The organism is Pantoea coffeiphila (assembly GCF_016909495.1).
Classification (GTDB): domain Bacteria; phylum Pseudomonadota; class Gammaproteobacteria; order Enterobacterales; family Enterobacteriaceae; genus Erwinia; species Erwinia coffeiphila.
In genome coordinates this window covers 290,400-302,637 of the sequence record NZ_JAFBFW010000002.1, presented here as the reverse complement: position 1 = coordinate 302,637, position 12,238 = coordinate 290,400, and the positions used below count along the sequence as shown (strand labels likewise).

The window sequence follows — 12,238 nt, the reverse complement described above, 5'->3', positions numbered from 1 at the left end:
GTATATACATATACATACTTATAGGAGAGCAGTAAAGCACACAACGTGGGAGAGGTGATGAACCAGCAACGCAACTGTGAGCATTTGTGGCACGGCGCAGATATTGTCACCATGCGCGACGGCCAGTACAACATCATCAAAGACGGTGCGATTGCCGTGGACGGGCAGCAGATCGTCTGGGTCGGGCCCTACCAGGAGGCCGGGCAGTTTACTCCGCAGCGAACCACCGATTTCGGCGGCGGCATCGTGACCCCGGGGCTGGTGGACTGCCACACGCATCTGGTGTTTGGCGGCGATCGCAGCCACGAGTTTGAGCAGCGCCTGAACGGCGTCAGCTACAGTGAGATTGCCGCTGCGGGCGGCGGTATTCTCTCAACGGTCCGCGCTACGCGTGAATCGTCGCTGGCGCAGCTGGTCAGCAGCGCGCGGCATCGCCTTGACGTGCTGCTGGCGGAAGGCGTGACTACCGTAGAAATTAAATCCGGCTACGGGCTGGAGATCGCCAGCGAGCTGCGCATGCTGCAGGCGATTCGCCAGCTCGGGCAGCAGGTTCCGGCGCAAATCAAGGCGACCTGCCTTGCCGCACACGCGGTGCCGCCGGAGTATAAGCAGACGCCGGATGAGTGGGTTGACGTCATCTGCCGCGAGCTGCTGCCGCAGGTAGCTGCCGGACAGCTGGCGGATGCGGTGGATGCGTTCTGCGAGTATCTGGCGTTCACCCCCGCGCAGGTTGAGAAAGTCTTCCTTGCCGCACAGCAGCTGGGCCTGCCGGTTAAACTGCATGCCGAACAGCTCTCGTCCCTGGGCGGCGGTGCGCTGGCCGCGCGGTTTAACGCGCTGTCTGCGGACCATCTGGAATTCGCCACCGAGAGTGATATTGCGGCGATGGCGCAGAGCGGCACGGTGGCGGTATTGCTGCCGGGCGCATTCTATCTGCTGCGGGAAACTCAGCGGCCGCCGGTCGCGCTGTTCCGTCAATACGGCGTGCCGATGGCGCTGGCCAGCGATGCGAACCCGGGTACTTCGCCTGCACTCTCCCTGAGGCTGATGCTCAATATGGGCTGTACGCTATTTGGCATGACGCCGGAGGAAGCACTGGCCGGTGTCACGCTTCACGGCGCGCGGGCGCTGGGCCTGGCCGCCACGCACGGTTCGCTGGAGCCGGGCAAGCTGGCTGATTTTGTCCACTGGCCGCTGGAACGCCCGGCGGAGCTGGTTTACTGGCTGGGTGGGCAATTGCCCTGCCGGGTTATTTTCCGAGGAGAAGAACGATGAACGCGTTTGAATTTAGCGCCGGTAAGCTGCCGCTGCTGCTGAGCATTCCCCATGCCGGCACGGCGCTGACGCCGGAAGTTGAGGCCGGGCTGAGCGATGCAGCCAAAGGGCTGCCGGATACCGACTGGCATATTCCGCAGCTGTATGAGTTTGCCCGTGAAATGGGTGCCAGCGTGCTGGTCGGCAACTATTCGCGCTTTGTGATTGACCTGAACCGTCCGCCGGATAATCAGGCGCTGTACACCACCGCAACCACCGGCCTGTATCCGGAAACGCTGTTTGACGGTACGCCGACCTTTAAGCCGGGTATGACGCCAACGGCAGCACAGCGGGCGGGCTATCTGCAAAACATCTGGCAGCCTTATCACGACCAGATCCGTCTGGAGCTGGAGCGTATCCGTCGCCAGTTTGGCTATGCGCTGTTGTTTGATGCGCATTCGATCGCATCAAGGGTGCCGCGACTGTTTGAAGGGCAGCTGCCGGACCTTAACCTGGGCACCAATGATGGCGCGAGCTGTAGCCCGGAGATTGCGGGGCATCTTACGGCTGTCTGTGATGACCAGTCTCGCTTCAGCTGGGTGATCAACGGCCGCTTCAAAGGCGGCTACATTACTCGCGCCTACGGTAAACCGGCTGAGAATCAGCATGCGGTTCAGCTGGAACTGGCACAGTGTAACTATATGGATGAGCAGCCGCCGTTTGCCTGGCGAGGTGATAAGGCCCGGCATTTGCAGGTGGTGCTGAAGCAGATTGTGGATACGCTATTGCGTGAAGGTAAACAGTAATCCCAACCAACAGACCGGTATGCAGAAGATTTCTGAAGGGGGATTTTTCAGCAGGTCGGTTCGAAAATACCGCCGCATAAACATGTGGCGGTTCACTCTAATGTTGTCGCGGTGTCTGCCTGGATTCTTTAACGCCTGAATCCTGTTAGCGACAGAAATGTCTGCCTTTGACTACAGCAGCAGTGCTTCAACGTCGCGCCAGCTGTCCACGCGCCGGTAGCCGGTAACGTGACGGTTGTGCGGGGCCGTGTAAAGAATGCCTTCCCCGCAGAAGTCGACAAAGTTAATCGCATTATCATCAATCATGTAGTCGGCGTTAATAATGCTTTTATTACCGCAGAACACGATATGGCTCGGCTTGATGGCGGGAAAATGGGTGTTCAGCCAGCGGAATTTTGCATTAAATGAGGCCGGGACCTGCATGGCTGCGGTGGTAATAAATATCTCATAGTGTTTGCTCAGGCTGGCAATAACGCGCTGGCTGTCGGGGATCACCGCCAGATCGGCAAAAAAATCCGGATGCCCGGCCAGTTCAAAGATCTCTTCCAGCTTTTCCGGATCGTCCTGATGCAGGTCAAAGAGGTTGAGTTCTTCAGTGGTCAGCTCCTGCGAAAAATGGCGGTTCCAGGTGTGCAGGATTTTAGAATGAAAGTCAGCGATAACCTCATCCATATCAATAGCAATGCGTTTCATAATCACTCCATGATGGGGTCTGAAGGCATAGCATATCAAAAAAAAGCCAGAAGCAGGGCTTCTGGCTAAAAAAGACTCAGGCACGGTCAGGAGGGTAATTTCGCAGTGTTCCTGCCGTGACGACATCATACGCGGGCGGTGAAAAGAGAAAACCGCATAAGCTTGATGAAGACCTTCAAAAAATATGATGGATTTCGCCGATTTACCCTCATTTCAATTGTGGATTACCCCGATTTCAGCTCAGCTCATTCCCGGCACATTACGCGACCACTCTCGCCCATTTGAAATATTTGTACACATCTATTTCCCTTTTTTTACCTAATCTCCACGAGATTTGGCCCCTGAAATTTGCTGCAATACTTAGTCGTAAGTGATAATCATTATTATTGTCTTTCTCTTTTCGTTTTGTTGGCAGTGACAATGAATTTTTACTTATAAAACAATAAGTAATTTTAAAAAAGAAATCAGGGCATTAAGGGATGAGTATGGAATTCAATAGTAAAAAATTGAGCCTTATCAGTGTCGCTGTCGGACTTGCACTGCTGCCGTTAAAGGGCTTCTCCGCAGAGGCCGTGGCCGCAGATGCGCAGAAAACCAGCGATAGCGCTGAGGCAAAAACCAGCAAAAAAACCGAAAAAGATGTGTCGTCCGGCGACCAGACGATGGTCGTTTCCGCCCGAGTACAGACCTTACAGGCACCGGGCGTTTCTACTATCAACGCGGAAGAAATCAAAAAACACCCACCGGAGCGCGATGTTTCTGAACTGATTCGCACCATGCCGGGCGTGAACCTGACCGGGAATTCCACCAGTGGTCAGCGCGGTAACAATCGCCAGGTCGATATTCGCGGTATGGGCCCGGAAAATACCATGATCCTGATCGACGGGATGCCGGTATCCAGCAAGAATTCGGTGCGCTACGGCTGGCGCGGCGAACGTGATTCCCGCGGCGATACTGCCTGGGTGCCACCGGAAATGATTGAACGCATTGATGTCCTGCGCGGTCCTGCGGCGGCGCTTTACGGCAGCGGTGCGGCGGGTGGGGTGATCAATATCATCACTAAACCGGCAACCAAAGACTGGCACGGTAGTTTTAATACTTACTACAACGTACCGGAGCATAAGGCTGAAGGTGCCACGCGCCGCTTTAACGGCAGCCTGACCGGTGAGCTGCTGGATAATCTGACCTTCAAACTGTACGGTGGCTGGGCCAAAACCCAGGCCGATGCGCAGTACATTAACTCCGGGCATGAAGCTCAGCGTACCGGTGCCTATATTGGCAGCGTACCGTCCGGCCGCGAAGGGGTAAAAAACGAAGACATCAACGGCTCTCTGCGCTGGGAATTTATTCCGGGCCAGGCGCTGGAACTGGGGGCTGGTTTCAGCCGCCAGGGCAATATCTACGCCGGGGATACGCAAAACACCAATACCAACACGCTGGTACAGAAATACTACGGCAAAGAAACCAACATCCTGTATCGCCAGAACGTCAGCCTCAAGCACACCGGCTCCTGGGATAACGGCGTGACCACCACTAACTACATTCAGTACGAGCGCACGCGCAATACCCGTCTGAATGAAGGTCTGGCAGGGGGAACGGAGGGGATCTTTAATGCCACTGACGAAGGCTTCTCCACCATTAATCTGGCGGATACCAACGCGCATACCGAGTTTAACGTGCCGCTGGACCTGTTATTCCAGCAGACGCTGACTCTGGGTGGCGAATGGAATCATCAGCAGATGAAAGATCCGACCTCGAACACGCAGAATGCCGCAACGGCGGGCAGCGTTGAGGGTGTTTCCGCCACCGGCCGTAGCGTGTACAGTTCAGCCGATCTTTACTCAGTATTCGCTGACGACAATATTGAGCTGACCGACACCACGATGCTGACGCCGGGCCTTCGCTTTAACTACCACTCGATTACCGGCAGCAACTTCAGCCCGTCGCTGAACCTGTCTCAGGAACTGGGTAGTGATTTTACGCTGAAAATGGGCATCGCCCGTGCCTACAAGGCACCGAACCTGTATCAGACTAACCCGAACTATATTCTGTACAGCAACGGTCAGGGCTGCTACGCCAGCGCCGCTGCCTGTTACCTGCAGGGTAATGACAATCTGAAGGCGGAAACCAGCATCAACAAAGAGATTGGGCTGGAATACCATCACGACGATTATCAGGCGGGCCTGACCTACTTCCATAACGATTACCGCAATAAGATTGAAGCGGGCTATGCGTCGGAATACAGCGTCGGTACCACGGATGTGTACAAGTGGGAGAACGTGCCGCGCGCGCTGATCCAGGGTCTGGAAGGTACGCTGAACTTCCCGATTACTGACAGCGTCTCAATGAAGAATAACTTCACCTACATCATTGAGAACAAAAACAAGAAAACCGGCGATTACCTGTCGATTATTCCAGAGTACACCATCAACTCGACGCTGGAATGGCAGGCGATGAACGATCTGTCCCTGCGCGGCACGATGGCCTGGTACGGCGTGCAGAAGCCGAAGAAGTACAACTACAAAGGCGTGGCGGCAACGGGTAGCGAAACCAATGAGCTGAGCCCGTATGCACTCTTTGGTCTGAGCGCGACTTATACCGTGAATAAGTATGTGGATGTGACGGCGGGTATTGATAACCTGTTGGATAAACGCCACTACCGCGCGGGTAATGCCTCCACTACAGGTAATGCGACGACCGGCGCGTATCTGTATGGTGCGGGTGCTGAGACGTACAATGAGTCGGGCAGAACGTACTTTATGTCGTTGAATACGCACTTCTGATAACCGCGGTGGGCGAGGGTTTCTCGTTCGCTGGCTGTGTGTGATAAGGCCGCTATCCGTTTGGATGGCGGTTTTTTTTCGACTGCGTTGTGACGGAGTTTGTCGCCCAGCCTCTGCGGTTGTCGGGCGGTCCTCGCGCCGCTTCGCGGTCCCCTCACTTCGTGCGTCAGCCTGTCGGACCGGCTCAGACGGCACATCCGTGTGCCGACCGAGCCTTGCGCCCGCGTCCTGCGGGCTTATCCTGGCTTCCTTTCTCCGTTCAGCGCTGCGGATTACCCGGCAACCGCAGAGGTTGGGCGACCTCTAACAATAGCGCTAGTTGTTTTTTAATCATCGAATACTATGAAGAAGCCGATTTAGACAAGAGATCGTTAAGCAGTTTTTTTAGACAGGTAACTCAATGATTAACTCACAAACTGGTGGTTTCCCCGATTGTGAAATCCACCGCGCGGAGTGACGGAAGGGAGTCAATATTTAATGGCAATGCAGGGTTAGTGCGAATTACCACAATTGGAGTTCAAAGCAACCGAACGAAAAAACGATCGATTGAAGGAATGTTTTAAACAGGCAACACAATGATTAACCAGCAGACTGGAGGCTTCCCCGAGCGGGCAATCCACAGTGCTGAGCAGAGAGAGGGAGCTAACCTTTAACGGCAAACCCTAAGTTAGTTCGACCTGCCACGATTGCGGTTCAAAGTAGCCGAACGAAAAAACGATCGATTGAAGAAAGGTTTTAAATAGGCAACACAATGATTAACCAGCAGACTGGCGGCTTCCCCGCGCGGGCAATCCACAGCGCTGAACGAAGAGAGGAAAGCCAGGATTCTCCAGCAGGGAAGCTGGAGAAAGGTGCAGCCGGGCCATGGATGGCCCGTCTGCACCGGTCCGACAGGCTGGCCGTCGTAGTGAAGGTATCGCGAAGCGACGCGAGGACCGCCCGCGCGGGGAAGCCGCCAGTCAGCGCAATCATCGCGCTGGCAGCAATCACAGCAATCACGCAACCCTAACAACAGTCACTAAACCCGCAGAACATCCCCAGCCAGCTTTACCCGGCAAGGGTGCGATCAGCTCCCGCCGCCCAGCGACTGCCACAGCGTAATCCGGTTATCGTAATCCGTCTGCTGAAGCGCAATCAGCTCCAGCTGCGCCGACCACAGCGTGCGCTGATTGGTCAACACGGTCAGATAATCCCCGCTGCCGGCCTGATAACCGTGCAGTGACAAATCCAGACTGCGCTGCGCCGCTGCAACATATTCGCGCTGTGCATCCATCTGCTCACTGAGCGTGGCACGGCGCGCCAGTGCATCGGCAACGTCTTTAAACCCGCTCTGAATCGCCTTTTCATACGCCGCAATCAGCCCCTGCTTCTCCGCCTCGGCATACTTCAGCGCTGCCACGTTGGTACCACCGGCAAACAGCGGCAGCGACAGGCTCGGTGCAAATGACCAGACGTTGGCACCGTGGCTGAACAGGCTGGAAAGCGACCCGCTCGCCACGCCCGCGCTGGACGTCAGCGACAGGGTCGGGAAGAAGTTGGCGCGTGCGGCACCGATATCCGCATTGGCGCTCTTCAGGCTGTGCTCGGCTTCCTGCACGTCCGGGCGGCGCAGCAGCAGCGAAGAGGACACGCCAGCAGGCACCAGCGCAATCGCATTATCGTTCAACTTATCCAGCGGCCCGGGCAGCAGTGAATCCGGCAGGCTTTCACCCGCCAGCAGCGTCAGGGCGTTACGATCCTGAGCAACCAGCGTCTGATAGCTGGCCACGCTGGCACGCGCCGACTGATAAACGGTCATCGCTTCGTTCATATCCGTGCCGTCCGCCACGCCGGCAGCCTGGCGGCGTTTAGTGATCTCCAGCGTTTTACCGGCGCTGGCCATCGTCTCCTGCGCGATCTGCAGGTTGCTGTTATCCGCTGCCAGCGTCACCCAGGCGGTGGCGGTTTCGGCAATCAGCGTCAGACGGGTGTTCTGCGCGGTAAATTCACTGGCCAGCCAGGTTTCCTTCGCCGCGCGGCTCAGGCTGCGGTTATGGCCAAACAGATCGATCTCGAAGCTGCTGACGCTGCCGCTGGCTTCCGCGCTGCCGGTCACACCGGCATCGTTGGTCCGGCTGCGGGTGCTGGTCAGCCCGGCATTCAACGTCGGGAACAGGCTGGCGCGCTCTTCGCCGTACAGCGCCTTCGCCTGCTCGATATCGCTGATCGCTTTGCGCAGATCGCGGTTGCTGGCTAAGGCGCGTGCCACCACGGTTTTCAGTCGGCTGTCGCCCATGACCTGCTGCCAGTTACTGAGCACGGCCGGTGCGCTGCCGTCCGCATTCTGCCCCGGCCAGGTGGCCGGAACCGGCGCGGCGGGGCGCTGATAATCGGGATCGAGAGACAGACAGCCCGCCAGCATCATCGACAGGGCTATCACGCTAATTCGGTACATCATTTTTTACTCCCGTGGCGCGAGGTGAACAGATGCTTCACCAGCACGAAGAACAGCGGTACAAAGAAAATCGCCAGAATGGTTGCGGCCAGCGTTCCGCCGATAATCCCGGTACCAATCGCAATACGGCTGTTGGCTCCGGCTCCGGTCGCCACCGCCAGCGGCAGCACCCCGGCAATAAAGGCCAGCGAGGTCATCACAATGGGCCGCAGGCGAATACGGGCTGCGGAAATCGCCGCTGCGCTTAGCGAGCTTCCCTGTTTTAGCGCCGCCTCGGCGAATTCCACGATAAGGATGGCGTTCTTCGCCGACAGCCCGATGGTGGTCAGTAGGGCAACCTGGAAGTAGATATCGTTGCTCAGCCCGCGCAGGCTGGCGGCCAGTGCAGCACCGAAGATACCCAGTGGGATCACCAGCAGCACCGAGAACGGCACAGACCAGCTCTCGTACAGCGCCGCCAGGCAGAGGAATACCACCAGAATCGAGATGGCGTACAGGCTCATGGCCTGGCCGCTGGCGAGTTTTTCCTGCAGTGACAGGCCGCTCCATGCCCAGCTGGAACCCGGTGCCAGCTGATTAGCCAGCTGCTCCATTTTGTCCATCGCCGCACCCGAGCTGTAACCCGCGCTGTTTTCACCGGCAATTTCAAAGGCGGCCGAGCCGTTATAGCGTGACAGGCTTTCCGGGCCGTAGATCCAGTGCGTGGTGGCGAAGGCGGAGAACGGCGTCATGCTGCTGTCGCTGCCGCGCACAAACCATTTCGCCAGGTCCTCCGGCTTCGAGCGAAACTGGCTGTCGCCTTCGATATACACCTCTTTCACCCTGCCGCGATCGATAAAATCGTTCACGTAGGTGCCACCCCAGGCGCTGCTCAGCGTGTCGGTTACATCAGAAAGCGACAGGCCGAGTGCCACCGCTTTGTTGTTGTCGATATCCACCTGCAGCTGCGGCATCTGCGGCAGATCGCTGGCGCGCACCGATTGCAGCTCGGGGCTGCTGTTTGCCGCTTTCAGCAGGTCGCTGCGCAGCTTCAGCAGGGTGTTACGGTCGGTGGCACCGCTGGCCAGTAGCTCAAAGGTAAAGCCGTTGCTCTGCCCCAGGCCCTGCACCGACGGCGGAGTCATGGCGAAGACTTTCGCGTCGCGGATATCACCCAGCGCCGCCATGGCTTCACGGGCGATGCCCTGCGCGCTGTTTTTCTCTCCGGAGCGCAGGCTCCAGTCTTTCAGTGAAACGAAGGCCATACCGGCATTCTGGCCGCTGCCGCTGAAGTTAAAGCCGTTAACGGTAAAGATAACGTTGGTGTTGTCCTTCTGCTGGTTAAGGAACCAGTCGGTGACGCGCTTGTTCACCGCATCGGTACGGCTGATGGTGGCACCGGCGGGCAGGGTGTACTGCACCATGATTTCGCCCTGGTCTTCTTCCGGCAGGAAGCTGCCCGGCAGACGCCACAGCAGCAGCGCCATCAGTCCGGCAAAGACTGCGTAAACCAGCATCAGTCGCACCGGGCGGCCAAGAAGCCACAGTACGCGCTTGCGATAGCGCTTCTCGCCGTTCTGATACAGGCGGTTAAAGCGGGCGAAGAAGCCGCGCTGCGGAGGCTGGGTATGCTTAAGCAGCATGCCGCACAGCGCCGGGGTCAGCGTCAGGGCGACCACCACCGACAGCATCATGGCGGCGATAATCGTCACCGAGAACTGACGGTAAATCACCCCGGTGGAGCCGCCGAAGAAGGCCATGGGCAGGAATACCGCAGACAGCACCAGCGCAATCGCCACCAGCGCCCCTGCGATTTCACCCATTGATTTCTCGGTGGCTTCACGGGCGTTCAGTCCTTCGTTGCGCATGATGCGCTCGACGTTTTCCACCACCACGATGGCGTCATCCACCAGCAGCCCGATGGCCAGCACCATGGCAAACAGCGTCAGGGTATTAATGGAGTAGCCGAACAGCGCCAGCACGCCAAAAGTACCGAGCAGCACCACCGGCACCGCCAGCGCGGGGATGAGCGTGGCGCGCAGGTTTTGCAGGAACAGCATCATCACCGTCACCACCAGAACAATGGCGATCAGCAGGGTCTCAATCACATCCTGTACCGAGATTTTAATGAATTCGGTGCTGTCTTTCGGGTAAGCGATTTCATAACCCGCAGGCATATTGTGATGATATTCTTCAATTTTCGCCTTCACCAGACTGGCGGTATCCAGCGCGTTGGCTCCGGGAGTAAGCATCACCGCCACACCGGCCGCCGGGTGGCCGTTCAGTTTCGAGCTGGCGCTGTAGTCTTCGCTGCCCATTTCTACGCGCGCGACGTCGCCGATGCGCACCACGGCACCGCCGGTGGCGCTTTTAATGATGATATTGCGGAACTGATCGACGGTTTGCAGACGCGACTGGGCGCGCACCGTGGCCGTCAGCTGCTGGTTGCTGGCGGCGGGCAGGGCACCGAGTTTACCGGCGGTCACCTGTACGTTCTGCGCTTCAATCGCGCTCTGCACGTCCGACGGCATCAGGCTGTAGGAAGCGAGTTTGGCGGGATCGAGCCAGATGCGCATGGCGTATTCGGCACCGAAAACCTGCAGGCTGCCGACGCCGCTGACGCGGGCCAGCGGGTCCTGCAGGTTGCTCACCAGCCAGTCGGCGATATCGGAACTGCTGGCGCGGTCGTTGTTGTCGTACAGCGCCATAATCAGCAGGAAGTTGGACTGCGTTTTGGTGACGGTAATACCGGCGCTTTGCACTTCGCTCGGCAGGCGGGATTCGGCCTGCTGCACCTTGTTCTGTACCTGCACCTGCGCGGTATCCGGGTCGGTTCCCTGCTGGAAGGTGACATTGATATCCACCGAACCGTCCGAGCTGCTGGACGAGGTGAAGTAGAGCTGGTTATCCAGACCGGTCATCTGCTGTTCGATCACCTGGGTGACGCTATTTTCCAGCGTCTCCGCCGAGGCACCGGTATAGGTGGCTTTGATCTTGATCGACGGTGGAGCAACGTCGGGGTACTGGGCCACCGGCAGGGTGCGGATAGCCATAATCCCCGCCAGCATAATGAGTATCGCAATGACCCAGGCAAATACCGGGCGGCGAACAAAGAAACGCGAAAACATCAGTTCGCTCCCTCGCTGCGGGTCACTTCTTCCGGCTTCACGCTGTCCCCGGCGGCGACTTTATCGCTGCCTTCCACCAGCAGACGGTCGCCCGCCAGCAGGCCTTTGGTTATCAGCCAGTTGGTTCCGGTGGCGTCTGCGGTCACCACTTCGCGTTGTTCCACTTTGTTCTCTGCATTGACGACCAGTGCGGTGGCGTTGCCTTTGGCATCGCGCGTAATCCCCTGCTGCGGGGCGAGAATCGCGTTTTCCACCACGCCTTCATCCACCAGGGCATGAACGAACATGCCCGGCAGCAGCACGTGCTGTGGGTTAGGGAACACGGCGCGCAGCGTGACCGATCCGGTGGCTTCATCCACCGCCACTTCGGTCAGTTCCAGGCGACCCTTTTCCGGGTAGGTGGTGCCGTCTTCCAGCGTCAGGGTGACGTTCAGCGTGTTGTTATCGCTGGCCAGCGCGCGCTTGCGCAGGTTGAGCAGCTCCACGCTGGAGCGGGTTAGATCAACGTACATGCTGTCGAGACTGCGGATGGTCGCCAGTACCGTGTCCTGCCCGGCGGTCACCAATGCACCGGGCGTGACGGCAGAAATACCGATGCGGCCTGCGATTGGCGCGGTGACGGTGGTCCAGTCAAGGTTGGCGCGCGCGCTGTCCAGCGCGGCCTGTTTTTCCGCTACGCTGGCGCGGTCCTGGTCGCAGGTGGATTTCGCATCGTCGGCATCCTGCTGTGAAACGCCCTGATACTGCACCAGTCCGGCATAGCGTTTGGCTTTCTGGCAGTCACCGATCACCAGCGCCTGAGCACTTTTCAGCGCGGCGGCAGCCTGTTGCCAGGTCGCTTTATAGCTGGCGGCATCAAGCTGATACAGCGGCTGTCCGGCTTTCACTTCGGCCCCTTCGGTAAACAGGCGCTTCTGGATCAGCCCACCCACCTGCGGCCTGACTTCTGCCGTCTGGGTAGCGGTGGTGCGGCCGGTAAGATCGCTGGTCAGCGTAAAGCTGCTGGCTTTCAGCGTGACGACGCCAACTTCGGTCATACCGGGGGCCGGGGCGCTGGAGGTGACGTTATCGCAGCCGGCCAGGCAAAAAAGGGTCAGCAGCGAGACTATGCGTAATTGCATATGGCTATTCCACTCAAATTAAAAAAAGAAAATGGCACAT

Annotated in this window: 7 protein-coding genes; 3 read left to right on the top strand and 4 right to left on the bottom strand. The window is 58.0% G+C overall.

All coding sequences use genetic code 11. The features are described from left to right. Positions 1 to 57 precede the first annotated feature (57 nt). Together hutI and hutG are read left to right on the top strand one after the other, a co-directional pair. Entirely contained in the window at positions 58 to 1,275 is a 1,218-nt protein-coding gene (hutI, locus tag JOE09_RS07090) for an imidazolonepropionase (RefSeq protein WP_205065292.1), read from the top strand. Next, the gene (gene hutG / locus JOE09_RS07085; protein ID WP_200545716.1) at positions 1,272 to 2,060 is read left to right on the top strand and encodes an N-formylglutamate deformylase; all 789 of its coding nucleotides are present in this window, start codon (positions 1,272 to 1,274) and stop codon (positions 2,058 to 2,060) included. The genes hutI and hutG overlap by 4 nt, the downstream gene beginning before the upstream one ends. 171 nt (positions 2,061 to 2,231) lie before the next feature. On the opposite strand, the gene JOE09_RS07080 is transcribed toward hutG, so the two are convergent. After that, positions 2,232 to 2,753 carry a 5' nucleotidase, NT5C type gene (locus JOE09_RS07080; RefSeq protein ID WP_105593524.1) on the bottom strand — a complete coding sequence of 174 codons (522 nt, stop codon included), beginning with the start codon at positions 2,751 to 2,753 and terminating at the stop codon, positions 2,232 to 2,234. 485 nt (positions 2,754 to 3,238) lie between these two features. On the opposite strand from JOE09_RS07080, the gene JOE09_RS07075 reads away from it, so the two are divergent. Next, on the top strand, positions 3,239 to 5,536 hold the full coding sequence (locus JOE09_RS07075) for a TonB-dependent siderophore receptor (RefSeq protein WP_205065291.1): 2,298 nt from the start codon (positions 3,239 to 3,241) through the stop codon (positions 5,534 to 5,536). Between the two features lie 1,066 nt (positions 5,537 to 6,602). Here the strand turns inward: JOE09_RS07075 and JOE09_RS07070 are convergent. From JOE09_RS07070 to JOE09_RS07060, 3 genes are read right to left on the bottom strand one after another with little or no spacing between them, the layout of a single operon-like run. Further along, positions 6,603 to 7,970 carry an efflux transporter outer membrane subunit gene (locus JOE09_RS07070; protein ID WP_205065623.1) on the bottom strand — a complete coding sequence of 456 codons (1,368 nt, stop codon included), beginning with the start codon at positions 7,968 to 7,970 and terminating at the stop codon, positions 6,603 to 6,605. Next, positions 7,970 to 11,077, bottom strand: a complete 3,108-nt coding sequence (locus tag JOE09_RS07065) for an efflux RND transporter permease subunit (RefSeq protein ID WP_205065290.1) — start codon at positions 11,075 to 11,077, stop codon at positions 7,970 to 7,972. Before JOE09_RS07065 ends, JOE09_RS07070 begins: the two co-directional genes overlap by 1 nt. After that, positions 11,077 to 12,198: an efflux RND transporter periplasmic adaptor subunit gene (locus JOE09_RS07060; protein WP_205065289.1), complete on the bottom strand. Its 1,122-nt coding sequence runs from the start codon at positions 12,196 to 12,198 to the stop codon at positions 11,077 to 11,079. Before JOE09_RS07060 ends, JOE09_RS07065 begins: the two co-directional genes overlap by 1 nt. Positions 12,199 to 12,238: the final 40 nt, after the last annotated feature.